Source organism: Streptomyces noursei ATCC 11455 (assembly GCF_001704275.1).
Taxonomy (GTDB): Bacteria; Actinomycetota; Actinomycetes; order Streptomycetales; family Streptomycetaceae; genus Streptomyces; species Streptomyces noursei.
Genome location: NZ_CP011533.1, coordinates 569,398 through 587,870, shown reverse-complemented (window position 1 = coordinate 587,870; position 18,473 = coordinate 569,398). Strand labels below are relative to the sequence as shown.

Genomic DNA, 18,473 nt, shown 5'->3' with positions numbered 1-18,473 from the left:
GATTGAGGCGTGGAAGGTGCGCGTGGAACGGGAGCGGGCAGCCTTGTCCGAATGTGCACTCCCGGTTCACAGGCAGGTCGGGCGGGCGCGGCCGCCGAAGGCCCCGGGCGGGCAACAGGCGTGGCCCGTCCCGGGGTTGCTGTCGGTCAGACCTGCAGGAGGTCGAACGTGCCGGAGCCGTCCTGCCTGCCGCTGGAGTACTGGCGCAGGAAATCGCCGTCGGCGTAGCGGTCATAGCCGATCATGGAGCCGGTGTACTTGTTCTGAATGCCGATCTTCCCGGAGCCGGGGACGTCGCGGTAGATGGAGAACCGCTGGAGGTCGTCCTCCGCGCAGGGGGCTGTCTTCAGGGCCGCCTGTTCGGTGGCCGCGGTCTGCTCGGGGACGGTCGCGCACCCGCCGTTGCCCCAGTTCCACAGGGACGCCTCGAGGACTCCGTTGGACTCGGTAACGTTGCACAGGCGCCAGTTGTCCAGGTGGGCGCTGAAGATCGTCGATTCGCGCAGGCGGATCCCGTCGTTGGCCAGGAGCGGTGCGCTCCAGTTCAGGGGTCTGCCGGGGACGGCGATCTTGTAGGCGGCCGATTGGCAGTTCAGGGCGGCCCGCATGCTGGGGGCCCGGCTCCTGGTGGTCTTCTTGGCGTCCGGCTGCCCGTGCGTGTCGGTGGCGGCCTTCTGGGCGGCCTTGAAGGCGTCGGCCTTCGCCGAGGGGACCGGACCGGCCTCGTGCTTGGCGGCCGCGGTGGCGGAGCCGCAGTCGAGGAGGCCTTGTGCCTTGGCCATGATGCTGTTTGCGGGGACCTTGTCCTCGCAGCGCACCGCACCTTCCTCAAGGGTGGTGTAGGTGGTGTAGCTGCCGGTGTCGGCGCTCTTGATCCACTTCAGGGCCCAGGAGCCGTCGTCCTGCTTGACACGGTTGCAGTTGAGGCTGCCGTAGGTGCCGGTGACTTTCTTGGTGCCCTTGTAGAGGCCGTAGTAGCCGGGCTGGTGGAAGTTCCAGGTGACGGAGTCCGAAACGCTGCTGGTGGAGGTGTAGTTGACCTGCACGTTCAGGCCCAGGCTCGCGCCGACTTTGCCGAGCGTCTCGATGGCGAAACTGCCTTCGACATTGCCCGTGAGGCCGACGGAGACCGAGATGGTGGTCTGGGTGTTGGTGTTGACCGTATGCGTGCCGGTGGTGCCCTCGGTGACGTACCAGCCCTTGAAGTGGGTGATCGTCGGGGACACCTCGGAGCTCTTGATGTACGGGTGGCGCGTGCCGAGGTCAGCCGCGGTACAGGACTGACCGGCCTCGGGCCCGTCCCCCGCGGCGGCGGCCGTTGTGGCGGGTGCGGCGGCGGCCGGTGAGGCCGTGAGGCCCGCCGCGGTGAGCACGCACGCTGCGGAGGCGGTGGCGGCCATGAGCGTTCTGCCTATGCGGCCGACTGGTCTTCTGGGGCGCATTGTTGCCCTTCCCCCTTGGTGGTTGCTGATCTGACAGGGGGTGAATGTAGCGGCCAACGGGGGTGGTGGTGTGAGCCTGGAACTGGTCAAAAATGACCATAGAGGGGCTTATTCCGCCCCTGTGCGCGCGGGCGTCGGGCCGGTTCGATGCCAGGTGGACCCGTACACCACCGATTGAGGAGAACCACCCTTTGAAACGCGTCAGACACCTGCTCGCGGCCGTAGCCGCACTCGCCGTCACCGCGGCCCTGCTCGCCCTGGGCGTCTCACCGGCGGCCGCCGCACCCGCCGGGAGCCGGGCGACACCCCCCAAGGGCCACGGCACATGCAAGGCCACCGTCCCGGACTCCCAGGCGCGTCGCCGGGGCACCGGCTGGACCTGCACCAAGGCGGTGCCCGTCGCCGCCCCGGCCACTGTCACCGCACGCAGCATGCTCGGCGACTCGGATGGTCCGTGCGCCAACGGCCGGAACTCCGACCGGCACAACTACTGCTGGGGCGAGAAGTTCACGAACTCGGCCTTCGACACCAACGGCAAGGAGATAGGCCGCGCCGTCGTCGTGGCCGTGAGCTTCGCTCGCCTGAGCTCCTCCAGCGGGAAGTGGACGGAGAACATCGCCGTCAAGGCCACCGAGATGACGGGCAACGCGAAGACCGTGTCGATGGATCTGTCCGCCACCTGCAGCGGCCTGTGTACCGTGGACGCACCGGCCTGGGGCGGCGCGCCCGTCGAACTGGCGCTGGGCGATGAGAAGACCGGGAACTTGTCCTTCACCTCCACTGTCACCAAAGGCAATTACTCGTTCATCTCCCCCACCTACACATCGTTCGGGGAGATCCTTGACGCGGGCGGCGGCCCTGCGAACCCGGTGACCTGGAACGGCCACGATCTGCGCTGTGACGCGCAGGTCGGTAGCACCCCCGGCTGCGTTGTGATGGGACACATGGCCAACGTGACCATCCGCGAATCCGCCTACGGGGCCGCCGCCATCGCCTACGGGTGGGCGCAGAGCAACCTCAAGGGCGGCAACTTCGGCACCAAGACGAAGCCGCTGCAGCGTAATGCCGGTGGGAAGAAGGCGGCGGCCCAGAAGCGCAGGCAGTCGTGCACGGCGGCCCCGGACCCGTTCAAGAAGGACCCCAGCGTCCCGGACGACTCCTGTGAAGAGTTTCCCTTCGCCAGCTCCGTGCAGGGTGGCACGAACGGCTCGGAGTGTACGGAGATCATCCCCAGGAAGACCGGCGGGGTGTGGCACGTCGACGTCGTACGGGCCAGTCCTCACGGTGATTTCTCGCCCTGTATCCGGGCTCATGTGCCCAAGCCCGAGAACACGGGGGCGGGGGGTGAACTCGGCCGGGCCGTCGTCGCGGACCGCATCCTCGAGATGGAGTGGTACGAGGTGATCATCGCGCCGTGACGGGCGGCCGTTCGGCCGCCGGCTCGGGGAGCTTGGCGCGATTTCCAGACATCAGCACGTGACGATCAGCTGGTGCAGGTCAGCGATCGACGTGGCGCTCTGGCCCCGGGCCGCCTGCGCGAGAGCGGCGCGGACGGCGACGGGGTCGATCAGCCCGCCGTCCGCGAGCGGACTCGACGCGATCAACTCGCCGGGCAAGGACTGGTGGCGGGCGAGGCCGGCGATGCGCTGGGCGGTGAACGAGCCTTTCGAGCGGCGGGAGGTCAGCCAGTCCGGGATACCGGGCAGCGAGGCCCGCAGCAGCGGCTTGCAGGCCACGAGCCCGCGCCGGGCGAGGGCCGGGACGGCGAACGCGGCCCGCACGGCCTCGTTGTCCAAGTTCGGGTACACCGGCGTCACGCCGAGCGCGTACCCGTACGGGCTTCATCTGGCCTGCTCGGGCCTCGCGCCCTGGCCCGTGAAGCGAAGAACGTACGACACCGCTGTGGGGCTCCCCGGCCTGCACGGGCCGCTGTTCAAGGGCCTGCTGGCCGGCTACCACGATGTATACGGCGAGTTGGAGCCGACGGCCGCACTGGCCCTCCTCGCGCGACTGCAACTCCCGGCGGACACCCCGCATCTTGCGGAACTCCGGTCCGTGCTCGCCGCAGGACACCGGAACCACCACCGCAGCCCCCACGCCTGGGACGACGCGGTGCGGGCCTCGATGGACTGCGTCCTCGTCATCGGGGATGGACGGCCATCTCGGTGTGCCTGGATGAGCCCGGGGTATGCCTGACGGGCCGGATACGCCCACCTTCGACCCGCCGGACACGCCGTCACACCGGCGGAGGGCGTGGCGGCTGTGCGCGGCGGGTGCGGTAGGCGGCCGGTGACAGCTCCGGGCTGCTGCTGGGCCGGGACCGGGGTGCGGGCGGCCGCCACACCGGGTGGGTGCGGCGGCCGTGGGTGGGATCGGCTCGTGGTTCGAGTCAGTCAGCAGAGCGACGGATCACCCCGGCGTCACCGCACCCTCTGGCACTCCGAACCACTCCTCCAGCGCCTCCGCCAGCCCGGCCGTCGACGTCGGCGCCTGCGCCCCCGCGTCGGCTGCCCAGGCCGTGAAGCCGTCCGGACGGACGAGGACCGCCGCCAGTTCCGGGCGGGACGGGCAGCCGGCCGTCAAGGTGTCGACGCGGCCGGCATACCCCGCAGCGAGGGCCCGGAGCTCCGGGTCGTCGGTGAGGTCGAGCAGGAGTGCCCGGCCGCCGTGGAGGTGGTCCGCGAGGCGGCCGCCGTCGGTGAGTTCGAGGTCCGGGGTGCTGCGGCCGGTCAGCGGGTGCTCGCCCGGCAGCTCGTACCGCACCCCGCCACCGTTGAGCCGCGCGGTGAGGTACGTGGTGCCCACGACCGTCCCCGCCAGGTCGCTGACGATCTCGCGCAGGGCCCGGGACTGCGGGTCCGGGCGCATGGCCGCGACCTGGGACCGGGTCCAGTCCAGGACCCACGCACCGACCGGGTGCCGCTCGGAGGTGTACGTGTCCAACAGCCCCTTCGGCGCCCGGCCGGCAATCACCGCGGCGAGCTTCCAGCCGAGGTTCATCGCGTCCCCGATACCCAGGCTCAGCCCCTGGCTGCCGAACGCGGAGTGCACGTGCGCCGCGTCGCCCGCCAGCAGCACCCGGCCCTTGCGGTAGTCGGTGACCTGACGGGCGTGGTCGGTGAAGCGGGTCGCGGTGCGCACTTCGGTGATCGTGACGTCCACGCCGGAAACGCGACGCAGCCGCGCCTGGAGGTCCTCGGTGGTGACCGGCGCGTCCCGGTCGGCCGGCGGGCCGTCGAACTCCACGGTGACGACGCGGCCCGGCATCGGCCCGTGGGCGTACACCCCGGTGTCCGTGGCGGTCCAGCCGACCTTCAGATCCTCGGCGCCGGTCATCTCCACGACCGCCTGGTGACAGGTGATCTCCGGGTCCGTACCGGGAAATTCGAACCCGCCGAGCTTGCGGACCGTGCTGCGGCCGCCGTCGCAGCCCACGAGCCAGCCGGCGCGTATGGCCCCGTGGCTGGTCCGCACGGTGACGGCCTCGTCGTCCGCGTCGAAGCCGGTCAGCTCCACTCCTCGGCGCACGTCGACGCCGAGTTCGTCCGCCCGCCCGCCGAGCAGCCGCTCGATGTCCTGCTGCGCCACGAAAGCGATCTCGGCGGCGGGTCCGGCGTCGCCGAGGCCCGGCTCCGTACGGTCGACCAGGTCGGCGCGCAGCATGATTCCGGCGAAGTGCCCGACGATCCCGAGCCCTTGGCCCGCGGCCCCGCCTCCGTCCCCGCCGTTCCGTTCGCGCATGAATGCCTGGAAGCGGTCCATCGCCTGCCGCTGCACCTCGGCCAGCGCGGGCAGCATGCCTCGGCGGTAGAGCGCCTCGGCGCTGGGCGTGGTGATCGCCCCGCCCTTGATCGTCGGGTTCACTTCGGTGAGGCGCTCCAGGACGGCCACCCGCGCGCCTCCGAGCCGGAGTTCGCAGGCCAGCATCAGTCCGACCGGGCCGCCTCCGGCCACCACTACGTCATAGTCCATGGCGCCGACTATGACCGAGGGCCGAATAAGCCAAAAAGCCGCAGCGGTGTCAAGGGACCGACCCCGCGAGGAAAACGATCAAGGAACGAGGCTCAACGGCCGCTATCGCCGGGAGCCAGCCCGGGCCCGGGGCGGCGGTGGGTGACGAACACCGGCCCTCGGGTACGGTCGCGCAGCAGTCGGGGCAGGCGCCGGGCGGTCCCGGCGTTCCGGTAAACGGTCTCCAGCACGAAGTCCTCCCGGGCCTGCCCGCGGCGGCGGGCCTTGCTCCGGGCATCCTTGGCCTTCACAGGCCAGCGGCGTGCGGCGAGGTCAAGGTCCGGCACCTGGTCGTGCTGACTGACGCGAGGCGGCGACGACTGCGCGCCGCGTCATCCGCTCAGCAGGAAGTGGAGGACGAGCTCCTGCATTCACTGCACGACTCCCAACACTCGCAGCTCGCGCGAATCCTTGCCCTGATTCGAGTCGACCTGATGGGCGGCACCGAGCGCTGCGGCACGCCTACCTCCCTCGACGGGAAGACACCATGGAGCGAGCCGGTCTCCCCAAGGCTTCGACGAAGAGAGCGTGCCCGCGGAGTCGGACACTCGGGTGGCGGCATCCGACGTGGGTCAGTGAGCGGGCACCTCGAACCCGAGGGCGGCCAGGGCCTCTTCGGCGGTCTGCCGGTCCTGCTCGTAGCTGCCGCCGGAGATTCCGAGGCCGCCGACGCACTGTCCGTCGTCGATGATCGGGTAGCCGCCGCCGACCGCCATAAGACGCGGGTGGCCGGCCAGCGGTGCGACGCGCACGTTGGCCAGGTAGTCGTTCCATTCCTCGCGGCGCCCGGGCCGGGCCTGGTACCGACGGACCTCGTAGTACACGGTGCTACTCCAAAGTGCCTTCTGGAGCGGTCAGTTGGCGACGGTGAGGACGTTGCCGCGGGTGCGGCCGGCCTCGCCGCGGGCGTGGGCCACGTCGGCCTGCTCCAGCGGGAAGGTCTTCTCCACCTCGACGGCGACGTGGCCGGCGTCGATCAGGTCGGCGATCGTCGCCAGGGCCGCGCCGTCCGGCTCGACCAGGAACGGGGTGGCTCGCACGTCGGCCGCCTCGGCGGCCTGGGCCAGCTCGGGGGAGACGCCGGCCGGGATCGCGACCAGCAGGCCGCCGGGGCGTTGCCGCGCCCTGCTCGACCTTCTCGCCAACAAGTGGTCCGCGCTGGCCATCGGCGCCCTCGAAGGGGGTCCCCAGCGGTTCGGCGAACTTCAGCGCACACTCCAGGGCGTCAGCCCCAAGGTCCTCACCCAGACGCTGCGCCGCCTTGAGGACTTCGGCATCCTCGACCGCACGATCTACCCCGCCGTCCCCCTGCACGTCGAGTACTCCCTCACCCCCCTCGGCCAGAGCGCCGCGATCCCGCTCAACGCACTCTGCGCCTGGGGGACGGTGGTCGGACCGCTCTTCGCAGTTCGCGGGGCCGACGCCGAGAGCGACTGACGGCGCCGCCTCGGTTCGCCGTGCGCGGTGCGTCGCGTCACCGCGCGAATCCATCGGGCCCGCGGGTCGGGTCCACGCTCATGAGGTGAGCCGCGTCACATGCTGTCACAGTCGTCGACCCCACGGTGTCTTGAGGCCGGAACTCTGGAAACGAAGGAGACACCATGACCGGGAAAACCGAGGTGGTCGTGATCGGCGGCGGTTACGCCGGAGTCATGGCGGCCAACCGCCTGACGCAGCGCAACGACGCGACGGTGACACTGATCAACCCGCGCCCGACCTTCGTCGAGCGGATCCGCCTGCACCAGGTGGTGGCCGGCAACCACGACGCGGTCGTCGACTACCGGGAGATCCTGCCCGACGGCGTACGCCTGGTGGTCGACACCGTGACCCGGATCGACGCGGGCGGGCGCAGCCTGACGCTGGCGGCCGGCGACCCGATCGGCTACGACTTCCTGATCTACGCGGTGGGCAGTGGCAGTGCCGATCCGCGCGTGCCCGGGGCCGCCGAGTTCGCCCACCCGATCGCCAGTCTGGAGGAGGCGCGGCGGCTGCGGCCGGTCCTCGCCGCCGCGCCCGTGAAGGCCCCGGTGACGGTCGTCGGAGCCGGTCCGACCGGCATCGAGACCGCCGCCGAACTGGCCGAGTCCGGCCGCTCCGTGACCTTGGTCTGCGGCCGGGTCCTCGGTCCCTACCTGCACCCCAGCGGTCGGCGCTCGGTCGCCGGGCGACTGGCCCGACTCGGGGTCAAGGTCGTCGACGGCCCCGACGCGAAGGTGACGGCGGTGACCCGCGACGTCGTGCGGCTCGGTGACGGCCGCACGCTGCCGAGCGAGGTGACCATCTGGACCGCCGGATTCGGCGTGCCCGACCTGGCCGACCGCAGCGGGCTGAGCACTGATGCCCTGGGGCGACTGCTCACCGACGAGACGTTGACCAGCGTGGACGACGCAAGGATCGTCGCGGCCGGGGATTCGGCGGCGCCGTCGGACCTGCCGTTCCGGATGAGCTGTCAGGCCGCTGGGCCGCTGGGCGCCCACGCCGCCGACACGGTGCTCAGCCGGATCGCGGGGGAGCGGCCCGCGACCCTCACCGTGGGGTTCGCCGGCCAGTGCATCAGCCTGGGGCGTCGGGTGGGTATCTTCCAGTTCGCCAGCAAGGAGGACGTCGCGAAGAAGTACTACCTGGGCGGCCGAGCGGGCGCGAAGCTCAAGGAGTTCATCTGCGCGGGCACCGTCAAGCAACTGGTGGACGAGGGACGCAAGCCCGGTTCCTACCGCCTGCACAGGATGTTCAAGGAGGGCAAGCGCCAGGAACTGCTGCGGGCCGGGCGCGGCGGGATGCCCGTCACCGCTGAACGCGGCGCCTAGCCAGGCATGGTGGCCGGCCCGTTCGACGGCCGACGGTCCGGGGCGGGCCGTGCACGTCCGAGCTCCTCGTGATCGGACCCGGGGTACGCAGGGAAGGAGTTCGGGCCGGTCCCCGGGGGGGCGGCCCGAACGCACGACGCCTGCGGCGCCGGGCTGTTGCTACGGGCTACGGGCGGACCAGGAGGATCGAGTTGATCGGCGTCAGGTCCTTGTCCACGTAGTAGCCGACGCCGAGGTAGCCCTGGCAGTCGCCGGTTCCGTCGGCGCCGGTGCAGGTGCGGGCCGTCGCGCCGCCCGTCTGGTTGTTCAGGACGTAGTGCTGCCCGAACTGGTTGTGGAGGTTGTGGGCCCCGTAGCTGTAGAAGGCGAGCGACGGGCGGTCGCCGTTCCACCCGGCGTTCTGCGGGTAGACGCACACCGCGCCGGACGGGCAGCCGTGCAGACTGCCCGCGGCCGGTGCGGCCTCGGCGCCGGTCGCTCCGACCAAGGCGAGCGCCGCCACGGCACCCGCCAGCGCGCCGGCCCTGATGATCTTTCGCATGTTCTTCCCCCTTGCGGTCCGGTGGCGCGATCGCCCGACTCACCGCCCGCAGGCGGCGTGAGGAGGCGCATCGCGGCCGCAACATCGCTGTTGCACAACGGATTCTGCACGAAATGCCGCGCAGCGCGCTATTCACTCTTTAGGGTGAATGTGGGGATGGGTGATGATGGGTGGTGATGAGAGGGCGGCAGGTCGGGCGCCCGGAGGTGGGGGGCGGATGGATCAACGGCTCTGCCCTGGCGGCGAGTTGGCGATCAGGGCCGGGTGATGCGGGCGCGGTCAGGCCCGGGTGGGCGTTCCGGCGGTCAGGCTCGCCCGGATCGACGCCGCGGTGTGGCACAGCAGGTAGCGAGTGCGGATGGACGCCGCGAGTACGGGGTTCAACAGGTCGTCGGGACCGGTCACGCTCAGCGCGACGGCGCGCTCCGGCGCTTCCGGGCACGGCACGACGGTCGCCAACTCGGCGGTGTGCGCGTCCGGCTTCGGAGCGAACACACAGCGACCGTCGTGCGGCAGGGCCAGTGCCTGCGCCGCCGCGCAGGCGTGCGGCAGTACGTCACCGGTCGCAAGTCGCTGCGGGCTGTTGTCGGGCCGGAACACATGGTGGATGACCTGGGCGCCGTGCGGATGGGCCACGGCGAGCCGGACGCTCATTCCGCTGCGCGCGGCCAGTTCGTCGGTCCAGATCATGGCCGCGGCCCGCAGGCAGTTGTAGTCCTGTGGCGGGGCGGCGGCCCGGTCGTCGAGGTGCTGCGCGGCCAGCCGCAGGGTCGAGACGGCGCGGCGCAGCACGGTGGTTGTGCGGTCCATGGTGAACGGCTCCTCACCTGGGTTCGATGCGGATCCGGTCGTCGACCGGTCCCTCGGTCCCTTCCGCCACCGTAGGAGCCGGGCCCGCGTCGTGGTGTCGGCCGTCCGGGGGGACGGGAGGTGGACGCGAGGGGGGCCGGTCGGTGGAGGGCCGTGCACCGATCGGTGGACGGAGGCGTCCACCGACGACGTGCCGTCGAGGACCCGAACAACTCGGCCGCGAGACGCCGGCTTCGGGCCGTCGTCATCCCTCTCGGTCGTTGGCGGGCCACAGCCAGCGGTGCGCCAGCACGGTGATCAGCCCGCCGAGGAGGTTGAGCGCCACCCGGACCACGGCCGCGTACCAGGGCACCGACTCGTCGAAGTCGCTCAGCAGCAGGAGCAGCACGGGCGAGGCCAGGGCCCAGTAGGCGTAGTTGGCAGGGCGGAAGGCGTAGGAAGCGGCGCCGGAGACGCCCACCACGGTCGCTACCGCGTACGCGCCCGGGCGGGCCAGCAGCAGCCCGGCGGCGACCACCCCGCCCACGCTGTTGCCCAGCACCCGCTTCGCGGACTTGGTGCGCGTGCCCTCGGGGGTGGGTTGGAGCGTCAACAGCAGGGACGTGACCAGCCAGTGGCCCTCGCCCCACAGGGAGCCCTGCCAACCGGTGGCCACCGTGGCGGCCCCGCTGAGCAGCGCCAGTCGGCCGGCATGGCGCACGGGGGCGGTCGAGGAGCCGGCCGTACGCGCCCGGCCCGGTGTGTCGCCCGGAGTCGTGGCGGGCCGCAGCGGCAGCAGCAGGGCGGCCGTCCACAGACAGCCCACCAGTTGGGCAAGGCCAGGCAGCACCAGGGGATGCGCACCGTCGCCGGTGATGCCCACCAGCAGCACGGCGAGGGCGGCGGTGGTCCCCATCCGGTGCAGCAGTGCGCCGATGAACGCCGCCACCGCCACCCCCGGCGCCAGGGCCGCCACCCCGCTGCCCGCCAGGGCGACGAAGACTCCGGCCGCGGTCACACCCAGCGTGCGGACCGCCAGGCAGCGGGCCCGTTCGGCTCGGCCCGCACCGCTCGGGAAGGGCATCGCCACCAGCACCGCGGGCATGGCGACCGACGCTCCGGTGGCCGGATGCCCGGCCCAGGCGCCCACCACCAGTGGCGCGGCCAACGCCACCCCGGCCGCGACGCCGTCGGCGTACCGGGGTTGTCCCTCGGGCCGCAGCAGGGCGGTGACCGTGTCCGACACCACGCGAACCTTCGAGCGGATCACCACGGCACCACGGTACGGGCTCAGTTGCGGCATCACGTGAGGGCGCGCTTCCTCCGGCGGAGTAGGGGCGTCGGCGGTTCGGGCGCTGTCGACGAGGTGTCGTCGGGGGCCGGGCGCGCCCGGAAGGGGCGGCGTGCCCGAGTCGGCGGGGGCGGCATCGGGTGGGCCGTGGTTCACCGCCGTTCGGACACCGGATGGTGTTGCCGGGCCCGTCCGGCCTCGGAGCGGGCGCTGAGCCGCAGGTCGCTCAGGCTGGCCAGGAGGGTGACCAGCACCGCGACGCAGGCTCCGGTCAGGAAGAGGACGGAGTACTCGCCGCGGTCGGCCGGGCCCGTCGCCAGGGCCGGGGCGACCCCGCCGCCGACGAACATGCCCGTTACGTACAGTGACACCATCGTGCCGCGCACCTGCGGTAGCACGGTGGCCGCCCGGGAGGCGAGCGAGGAGTTGGTGAACATCCACCCACCACCGAGCAGGGCGGCGGCCACCACCACGGTGGACAGCCGGCCCCCGGTCGCGGCGACCAGCAGAGCGGCGGTCGCCAGGACACCCCCGATGCCGGTCAGTCCCCACCGGGGCACGTACGGGGTCAGCATGCTGTACACCAGGGACCACCCCAGCCCGGCGATCCCGAAGACCGCCGAGATCAGGCCGGCAACCGAGGCCGAGGCGCCGTGGTGTTGCAGCAGGGCGGGCAGGAACGTCACACAGCCCAGCACCACGGCACCCATCAGGAACCCGCACAGGATCGGCCGAACCGGTCCGAGAGCACGCCCCAGACAGGTTGCAGACAGCCGTAGGCCAGGAAATAGGCGCTGGCCACCGCGACCGCCGCGGACAGCTTGGTGTGAAAGCCGTCGGCGATGGCCACCAGCACCGTCGTCATGGCGAACCGGTCGAAGGCCGACCAGAATCCCGCCGTCACCAGCACGAACGGCATCCGGTCCGGTTGACCGGGCTGCCGCGCCCGCGGTGCCGCCTGCTGGGCCGGGGCCATGATTTCACCGTAGCGGCACCTGCCCGTGTGCTCATCTCCACGCCGGAACGGTGCGGGTGGCCACCGGCGCCGAGCGGGCCGTCACTCCAGCAGGCGCCGTCTCATCGCCTCGGCGACGGCGGCGGCCCGGTCCGAGACCCCCAGCTTCTCGTACAGCCGCTGGGTGTGGGTCTTGACCGTGCTCGCGCCCAGATACAGCTCCGCCGCCACCTGCGGGATGCTCTTGCCCTCGGCGAAGCCGCGCAGCACCTGCCGCTCGCGCTCGGAGAGCACGGGCGTGTCGCGATCGGCCCGCATCCTGATCTCCTCGGCCAGCCCGCCGGACGCGTCCTCCGAGATCACATGGCCACCCCGGGCGACCTTCAGCACCGCGTCCACGATCCGGGTACGCGGAGCGTCCTTGCCGAGATAGCCGTAGGCACCCTCCTCCACGGCCTGGTACACGACCGCGCTGTCCGTGGTGGCGGTCAGCAGGAGCGCCCGGGTCGGCAATCCGTCGCGGGTCATGGCGTGGATGACGGCGATGCCGTCCATCGACGGCAGCCGATAGTCGAGTACGGCGACCTGCGGGCCGAATTCGCGAACCGCCTGGAGCGCCGACTCGCCGTCCTCGCACTCCGCCACCACGTCGATCTGCCCGCTGAGCTGGAATCCCCGGCTGAGTCCCTGGCGGTAGACGGGATGGTCATCGGCGATCACCACGGTCACCGGCCTACCGGAATCGGTCTCCATGCCGCCACTCCCGTCAGGTGCGGAAACGGGAAACAAGCACCTGAAGCACAACGTAACCGTCGGCCATGGAGATCACAAAAGCTGGACGGGGGAGGGGGCGCCACCCGTCCGATGGTCCGTTCGGCCGATCCGCCCTGGGGTAGACCGCCCCTATCGTGAAATTCGAGGAGAAAGGGATGAGAAGAGGTTTCCCATGATGAACACGACGAATGCGGTGCGCCGCGTGGTGGTCGGCGTCAACGGCTCGGTCGGCAGCTCCCGCGCCCTGCGACGGGCCGCCGACGAGGCACGTCGCCACCACGCACAACTGTGCCCGGTGATGATCTACTCCTCCCCCCAGGGCGACTACATCGACATGCTCTGGCCGCCGGACGCGGAGACGGAACACGAACTCGCCAGCGACGCCCGGCGCCGCCTGGCCGGCATCTGCCACAGCGTCCTCGACGAGCAGAAGGACGGTCCGTGCTGCGCCCCCGTGGTGGCCCGCGGCCCGGTCGGTCCGCTGCTGGTGCGGGCCGCCGACCGCGACGGCGACCTGCTGGTCATCGGCGGCGGCTCACGGGGCGTGCTCAGCCGCTTGGTCAGTGGCTCGGTGGGGCGGTACTGCGTGCGGCACGCGGAGGGCCCGGTGCTGGTCGTGCCCGACGAGGACTCCGCGGACGAGGCGTTCGACGCCGCCTGAGGAGGGCCGGGAAGGTCGCTCAGGAGGGAAGCCGCACCTCGACCGTGGTCGGGCCGCCCGGCGCACTGTCCACCTGCCACTGTCCGCCCGCACTCTCCACCCGTGCGCAGTGGCTCGCCAGGCCGATATGGCCCTCGTGCAGCCGCTGTTGGGCAACGGCCGGGGTGAATCCCCGGCCGTTGTCGTGCACGGCGAGCACCGTTTCGCCGCACTCCGTGCGCAGGTACACGGAGACCTCGGTGGCCCGTGCGTGTTTGACGACGTTGGTCAGCAGCTCACGTGCCACGGAGTAGAGGAGTTCCTGGTGGGCGAGGTGCGCGGGTGACTGGATGTCGTACTCCACGCTGAACCCGCCGCGCTGGGCGCATCGTTGGCCCATGGCTTTCAGGGCCGGCCCCAGGCCCTTCGTGGACAGCGCCTCCGGGTGGAGATCGACGATGATGCCGCGGATCTCCCTGATGGTCGTGCGCAGCTCCGAGCGGATCCGGGTGAGCGGGTTGCCACCGGCCGGTTCGGGCACCTCGTCCAGGTCCTGCACCGCGACCGTCAGGGTCTGTACCGGCCCGTCGTGCAGCGCGTCCGCGAGGTCGCCGCGCTCGCGGCTCTCCGCCTGGAGGGCGTCCTCCAGGAGCAGTTCACGGGATCTGAGCAGGTCATCGATCCGTCGTGTGCGGCGGCTCAACAGCTTGGCGATGACGACGGAGGCCAGCACGGTCCACAGCAGGTACGTCTGGTCCGACATCACCGACCAGGTCCAGTCGGCGCGATGCGTCGGCAGGCCCGGAACGGACATCACGGTGTAACCGGCCACGCAGATGATGCCGAAGACCGCGGTCACCACGGGCAGCTGCCACAGGACGGTGGCCATCGGCCACATGAAGTAGGCATAGCGCACGGCTGAGTTCCGCCCACCCGACACGGCAGCCAGGGCAGTGATCAGCGTGAGGTCGACGACCAGTGCGGCCGCCGCGCCGCGCGCATCGGTCACCGGCCACCGGTACACCCACAGCAGGCGGCCTCCCGCCCACAGCGCATAGCCGGCCGCCAGCAGGCCGAAGGGGAGCGCCGCGACGGAACGGCCGGCCTGCAGCCCGGCCGGGACCAGCGGCACCAGCATCAACAGGCGGACCCACGCCACGTGCCGGGAGGTCTCCGCCGCCGTGTCACCTGCTGTTCCCCGGGACCACGGCGGCAGCGGAACGAGGCGTCCGTGGGGGCGGTCGCTTCTGCGACGGTGCATGGTGCGACATTACCGAACGTTTCGCCACCGGGCCGGTGATGACGGGCCGTCGGTTTCACCGCGGGCCCGTGCCGCCGCACGGCTTTCAGGGCTCGTAGCGCAGCAACAGCGCCGCGGCATCGTCGTCGAGCGAACCGCCCGTGTGCGCGCGGACATCCGCGTGGAGCCGGGACAGTACGTGCTCGGGGTCTCCGGCCTGCAACGTGGCCAGGCGCTCCGGCAGCGGATAGAACCGTCCCGCGCCGTCACGGGCTTCGGTGATGCCGTCGGTGTAGAGGAGCACCGCGTCGCCCTGCCGTACCGGGTGGTGCAGCACCGGCGGGTGGACGTCCTCCGGCGGCAGCACGCCCAGCGGCGGCACCGGGTCCGGGGGATCCAGCGGCACCGGCGCCCGACCCGGTCGGAGCAGCAGGGGGGCCGGATGCCCGCAGTTGACCACCTGGAGCGCGGCGGACGCGCTGCCGCACTGCGGTGTCGGCAGACACAGCACGGCCAGGGTCACGAACTCCTCCGTGCGGGGCGGCAGGCCGCGTCCGAGGGAGACGGCGATGCGGCGGACGACCTCCGCCGGGCAGCGTTCGTCATGGGCCGCCTCGCGGAAGGCGCCCAGCACCACGGAGGCGGCGGCCACCGCCGGCAGGCCCTTGCCGCACACATCGCCGATCAGCGCCCGCACACCCCACCGGGTCAGCACCACGTCGTACAGGTCCCCGCCGATCCGGGCACAGGCCGCCGCGGCGGAGTAGTCCACCGCGATCCGCGCCGGTCCCAGACGTGCCGGCAGCGGGCGCAGCAGGACCTGCTGGGCCACCTCGGCGGTGACGCGGACCTGGGCCAGCTCGCGGTCCTGGCGGGATCGCGCCCACACCGTGGCGCAGCCGATGACCGTGGTCAGGGAGACGGCGTCCAGCGTGGCGAGATGACTGGCGAGGAGGATGTCGTTGTTGCGGAAGGCGTCGATGAAGCTGGCGGCCGCGGTGACCACGCCGAGCTGTACCGGGTACCAGACCCGGCGTCCCACCGCCGCGGCCAGCGCAGGCACCGCCGCCAGTGCCGGCGCGATGACCACCCAGACCGGCAGCGCCGCGTCGACGGCCACCAGTACCACCAGCAGCGCCCAGGGCAGAAAGGGCGCCCACGCCCGGCGCGACAGCACCACGCCGCCCGCGGGGGCGTGGCGCGCAGGCGCGTCGCCGGTGCACAGCACGTCTCTCGGGTCGCCGGTGGACAGGTCATCGCTGAGGTACCGGGGCTGCCGGTTCATCGTGTACATCGCACCCTCGGGGGGAGTCGGTCGCTTGTCTCCCCCTCACGCTAGGAGCGCGCTGGCCTGTGGGGGATCGGCCGTCCGGACCACCGGTGGGCCGGCGGCGCCGGCCGATCGGTGGACTCGCGGGCCCGGTTGTCGGTCGTATCGGCGACCGGGGCCCGGTGTGCGGCGAACGCTCACGGGGCGTCGTCGGTGGAGTGCACCAGGAGCACCGGGCAGTGGGCGTGCCGCAGGCAGTAGCGGCTGACCGAACCGTGCAGCAGCCGGTGCAGCGGGCCGTGCCCGCCGTCGCCCACCACCAGCACGTCGGTGTCCCCGGCGGCGCAGGCCACCAGGGCCATCCCGGCCGGTGCGCGGACCGTCCGGAGCAGCATCCGCGCACCGTTGCCGACGGTTCCGAACGCCTCCTGGCAGGCCCGCACCAGCGTGGCATCGGCGTCGCGCTCCCAGTGCGCGCGCACGTCCGCCGGCGCGGGTTGGACGGCGTCCGCCGCCTCGCCGCCCGGGGGTGCCCAGGCGTGCACCGGGCACAGCAGCGCCTGATGGCGGGCGGCCTCCTGGGCGCCGCGTCGGAGCGCTGCGACGCTGCCGCGCGAGCCGTCCACTCCCACCACCACCCGCTTGACCATCGTCGACATCTCGACACGCCTCCTTCTTCGTCGTCCGGGGAGTTCCGAAGCTAGGAGGCGGTGCGGGGCGGCGGCATCGGTCGAACGGCTGAAACGGCGGAGGACAGGTGCCTCGACCGGCGCGGGCGAGGCCGGTGGTTGCCCGCTCACCCTTGGTTTGGAGGGTCCGTCACTCGCCGGGCGGGGTGGACGTCACTGGCCACCGATATGTACCTGCCGGCCCTGCCAGGCATGACGGGCGAGCTGCAGACCGACGCCTCCGGCGTCCAGCTGACCCTCACGGCCTTCCTGCATGGAACTCGGCTTGCCCTCCGGGGCCAGCTATCACCCCGACACCGCACAGCGTCAGAACTACCAGGAGGTCAACAGGGCATTCGGCCCCGGCTACGACGGACCGTTGATGGTCGTGGCGCGCTCCATGGACCCGGGACACCCGCTCGCCCCGCAGACCCTGGCAGCCGTCGCCCGCGACCTCAAGGCCACCAAGGGCACCGACTCGGTGAGCCTCGGCGCGCTGAACTCCACCGGCAGCACGGCAGTGTTCGGGCTCGTTCCGCGGGACGGCCCCCACGACGAGGGCACCAAGCAACTCGCCACCGCTGTGCGGGCGAAGAGCCGGGACATGAGCGCGGCACACGGCGTCACCCTGGGCATCACCGGCTTCACGGCACTGGCCATCGACGTCTCGGACCGCCTGGCCGACGTACTGCCCCTCTACCTGCTCACCGTCCTGGGGCCGTCGCTCGTCGTGCTCCTGCTGGTGTTCCGCTCCATACTCGTCCCGGTGCTGGCCACCGTGGGATTCCTGCTCAGCGTGGCGGCCACCTTCGGCGCCACCACCGCGGTCTTCCAATGGGGCTGGCTCCAGCCGCTGTTGGGGCTCGACGCGACCACCCCCGTGGTCAGCCTGCTGCCGGTCATCGTCACGGGGGTGTTGTACGGACTGGCCATGGACTACCAGATGTTCCTGGTCACCTCGATGTGCGAGGCGCGCGTGCACGGCGCGGACCCGGTGCAGGCCACAGTCCGCGGGTTCGCCCAGGCGGGTGCGGTGGTCGTCGCCGCGGCCACCATCATGGTGGCGGTGTTCTCCGGATTCGTCTTCAACGGTCAGTCCATGATCAAGCAGCTGGGCTTCGCCCTCGCCGTGGGGATCCTGATCGACGCGTTCGTCATCCGGATGACGTTCATCCCGGCGGCCATGGCGCTCGCCAAGGACAAGGCGTGGTGGCTACCCGCCTGGCTGGACCGGATCCTGCCCGACCTCGACGTCGAGGGTGAAAAGCTCGCCCAGCGACTCTCGTCGTCGCAGGCAAAGCCCCCGAGGCGCACCCACAGCGCCGTGCGCTGACCGAGGGCCCGAGCCTCTCACCGGCACCACGTCCGCCCGTCGATCCGGTTCCGCCGGATCAGGCGATGTCGGCCTGGTGCCGGTGGGCGTGCCGGCGGAAGTCCTCGCCGAGCCGGGCCAGTTCGCCCGCGGAACAGACCCGGCACACCTCGGGGAACAGCCAGCTCTCGCAGTACCAGACATGCCGCTTGAACGCCGACGCCAGGGCCTGGACCCGCTCGTCGAAGCCGGCGTCACGGACCGAGGCCGACACCGCCGGGTACAGCGCCCGCATCACTTCCGCATACTCGTCCTCCACCCGACCGGCCAGGACGTCGCCACCGCGCATCTCGCACCGCACCACCGGCAGCAGGAAGCGACGCTCGGCCACGGCATGCCGCTCGAACTCCGCGGCGGCGTGGCACACGAGCCGCTCGCGATCCGCTTCGGCGGCGCAGTCGATCCGATCGAACACGGTCTGGATCGCGCGGTGGTCGTGCTTCAGCTCCCCGGTCAGGTCGGACGGGTGCATGGTGTGCGTCATGGGAATTCCTCTCGGGCCATGAGGGGGGCGACGGGATGGGTAATGCGATGTATTTCGTCCCCGGTTTGCGCCCTATATCTTGAGCTTCGCGCTTTACGTCCTCCGCTTTACTTCTTCTGCATTCCGCTTTCCGTCCTCCCTTATCGTGCGGAAAGCTGGCGGGGAATGCGTGCGGGGGTTTCCATTGCG

The 18,473-nt window shown here is 71.6% G+C and carries 21 protein-coding genes and 1 pseudogene; 6 read left to right on the top strand and 16 right to left on the bottom strand.

The genetic code is table 11. From position 1 onward, the window contains the following. Nucleotides 1-146: 146 nt before the first annotated feature. Nucleotides 147-1,400: a hypothetical protein gene (locus SNOUR_RS02545; RefSeq protein ID WP_067343454.1), complete on the bottom strand. Its 1,254-nt coding sequence runs from the start codon at nt 1,398-1,400 to the stop codon at nt 147-149. Nucleotides 1,401-1,633: 233 nt separating this feature from the next. On the opposite strand from SNOUR_RS02545, the gene SNOUR_RS02540 reads away from it, so the two are divergent. Next, nucleotides 1,634-2,860, top strand: a complete 1,227-nt coding sequence (locus SNOUR_RS02540; protein WP_067343452.1) for a NucA/NucB deoxyribonuclease domain-containing protein — start codon at nt 1,634-1,636, stop codon at nt 2,858-2,860. A gap of 51 nt (nt 2,861-2,911) precedes the next feature. Here SNOUR_RS02540 and SNOUR_RS02535 read toward each other — a convergent pair whose 3' ends face one another. Further along, on the bottom strand, nt 2,912-3,259 hold the full coding sequence (locus SNOUR_RS02535) for an asparagine synthase-related protein (protein WP_067343450.1): 348 nt from the start codon (nt 3,257-3,259) through the stop codon (nt 2,912-2,914). Nucleotides 3,260-3,344: 85 nt separating this feature from the next. On the opposite strand from SNOUR_RS02535, the gene SNOUR_RS02530 reads away from it, so the two are divergent. Next, the gene (locus SNOUR_RS02530) at nt 3,345-3,638 is read left to right on the top strand and encodes a hypothetical protein (RefSeq protein ID WP_067343448.1); all 294 of its coding nucleotides are present in this window, start codon (nt 3,345-3,347) and stop codon (nt 3,636-3,638) included. Nucleotides 3,639-3,851: 213 nt separating this feature from the next. Here SNOUR_RS02530 and SNOUR_RS02525 read toward each other — a convergent pair whose 3' ends face one another. The 4 genes and pseudogenes from SNOUR_RS02525 to SNOUR_RS02510 form a co-directional block, all read right to left on the bottom strand. Next, on the bottom strand, nt 3,852-5,414 hold the full coding sequence (locus SNOUR_RS02525) for an FAD-dependent monooxygenase (protein WP_067343447.1): 1,563 nt from the start codon (nt 5,412-5,414) through the stop codon (nt 3,852-3,854). A gap of 107 nt (nt 5,415-5,521) precedes the next feature. Continuing rightward, nucleotides 5,522-5,740, bottom strand: a pseudogene (locus SNOUR_RS02520) (site-specific integrase); the annotation flags it as partial. A 285-nt stretch (nt 5,741-6,025) separates the two neighbouring features. Further along, nucleotides 6,026-6,277: a GlcG/HbpS family heme-binding protein gene (locus SNOUR_RS02515; protein WP_079142105.1), complete on the bottom strand. Its 252-nt coding sequence runs from the start codon at nt 6,275-6,277 to the stop codon at nt 6,026-6,028. Nucleotides 6,278-6,307: 30 nt separating this feature from the next. Beyond that, a complete protein-coding gene (locus SNOUR_RS02510; RefSeq protein ID WP_312631752.1) occupies nt 6,308-6,598 on the bottom strand; it encodes a zinc-binding dehydrogenase in 291 nt (96 codons plus the stop codon). Between SNOUR_RS02510 and SNOUR_RS42410 the strand changes: the two genes are divergently transcribed. Next, the gene (locus SNOUR_RS42410; protein ID WP_312631751.1) at nt 6,483-6,890 is read left to right on the top strand and encodes a winged helix-turn-helix transcriptional regulator; all 408 of its coding nucleotides are present in this window, start codon (nt 6,483-6,485) and stop codon (nt 6,888-6,890) included. The genes SNOUR_RS02510 and SNOUR_RS42410 overlap by 116 nt on opposite strands. Nucleotides 6,891-7,054: 164 nt before the next feature. Next, nucleotides 7,055-8,260: an NAD(P)/FAD-dependent oxidoreductase gene (locus SNOUR_RS02505; protein ID WP_067343443.1), complete on the top strand. Its 1,206-nt coding sequence runs from the start codon at nt 7,055-7,057 to the stop codon at nt 8,258-8,260. 166 nt (nt 8,261-8,426) lie between these two features. Here the strand turns inward: SNOUR_RS02505 and SNOUR_RS02500 are convergent, their stop codons facing one another. The 6 genes from SNOUR_RS02500 to SNOUR_RS02475 all read right to left on the bottom strand — a co-directional run bounded on the left by SNOUR_RS02500 (nt 8,427) and on the right by SNOUR_RS02475 (nt 12,589). After that, nucleotides 8,427-8,801, bottom strand: coding sequence for a hypothetical protein (locus SNOUR_RS02500; RefSeq protein ID WP_067343441.1), 375 nt, complete (start codon nt 8,799-8,801; stop codon nt 8,427-8,429). 279 nt (nt 8,802-9,080) lie between these two features. Then, nucleotides 9,081-9,611: an IclR family transcriptional regulator domain-containing protein gene (locus tag SNOUR_RS02495; RefSeq protein ID WP_067343439.1), complete on the bottom strand. Its 531-nt coding sequence runs from the start codon at nt 9,609-9,611 to the stop codon at nt 9,081-9,083. A 244-nt stretch (nt 9,612-9,855) separates the two neighbouring features. Continuing rightward, entirely contained in the window at nt 9,856-10,863 is a 1,008-nt protein-coding gene (locus SNOUR_RS02490; protein ID WP_159425782.1) for an FUSC family protein, read from the bottom strand. A 170-nt stretch (nt 10,864-11,033) separates the two neighbouring features. Further along, a complete protein-coding gene (locus SNOUR_RS02485) occupies nt 11,034-11,591 on the bottom strand; it encodes an MFS transporter (protein ID WP_067343435.1) in 558 nt (185 codons plus the stop codon). Further along, complete coding sequence (locus SNOUR_RS02480; RefSeq protein ID WP_067343433.1) at nt 11,591-11,857, bottom strand: MFS transporter; 267 nt, start codon at nt 11,855-11,857, stop codon at nt 11,591-11,593. The genes SNOUR_RS02485 and SNOUR_RS02480 overlap by 1 nt, the downstream gene beginning before the upstream one ends. 81 nt (nt 11,858-11,938) lie before the next feature. Beyond that, nucleotides 11,939-12,589 (bottom strand): response regulator transcription factor, encoded by a 651-nt coding sequence (locus SNOUR_RS02475; RefSeq protein ID WP_067343431.1) that lies wholly within the window; start codon nt 12,587-12,589, stop codon nt 11,939-11,941. Nucleotides 12,590-12,782: 193 nt separating this feature from the next. On the opposite strand from SNOUR_RS02475, the gene SNOUR_RS02470 reads away from it, so the two are divergent. Then, nucleotides 12,783-13,271 (top strand): universal stress protein, encoded by a 489-nt coding sequence (locus SNOUR_RS02470; protein ID WP_159425781.1) that lies wholly within the window; start codon nt 12,783-12,785, stop codon nt 13,269-13,271. Nucleotides 13,272-13,290: 19 nt separating this feature from the next. Here SNOUR_RS02470 and SNOUR_RS02465 read toward each other — a convergent pair whose 3' ends face one another. The 3 genes from SNOUR_RS02465 to SNOUR_RS02455 form a co-directional block, all read right to left on the bottom strand. After that, a complete protein-coding gene (locus SNOUR_RS02465) occupies nt 13,291-14,511 on the bottom strand; it encodes a sensor histidine kinase (RefSeq protein WP_174717832.1) in 1,221 nt (406 codons plus the stop codon). An 85-nt stretch (nt 14,512-14,596) separates the two neighbouring features. Then, nucleotides 14,597-15,775 (bottom strand): PP2C family protein-serine/threonine phosphatase, encoded by a 1,179-nt coding sequence (locus tag SNOUR_RS02460; protein WP_159425780.1) that lies wholly within the window; start codon nt 15,773-15,775, stop codon nt 14,597-14,599. Between the two features lie 182 nt (nt 15,776-15,957). Beyond that, complete coding sequence (locus tag SNOUR_RS02455; protein ID WP_067343429.1) at nt 15,958-16,419, bottom strand: universal stress protein; 462 nt, start codon at nt 16,417-16,419, stop codon at nt 15,958-15,960. 283 nt (nt 16,420-16,702) lie between these two features. On the opposite strand from SNOUR_RS02455, the gene SNOUR_RS02450 reads away from it, so the two are divergent. Further along, nucleotides 16,703-17,761 carry an MMPL family transporter gene (locus SNOUR_RS02450; RefSeq protein ID WP_067343427.1) on the top strand — a complete coding sequence of 353 codons (1,059 nt, stop codon included), beginning with the start codon at nt 16,703-16,705 and terminating at the stop codon, nt 17,759-17,761. Between the two features lie 58 nt (nt 17,762-17,819). Here the strand turns inward: SNOUR_RS02450 and SNOUR_RS02445 are convergent, their stop codons facing one another. Continuing rightward, the gene (locus tag SNOUR_RS02445; RefSeq protein WP_067343425.1) at nt 17,820-18,284 is read right to left on the bottom strand and encodes a hemerythrin domain-containing protein; all 465 of its coding nucleotides are present in this window, start codon (nt 18,282-18,284) and stop codon (nt 17,820-17,822) included. Nucleotides 18,285-18,473: the final 189 nt, after the last annotated feature.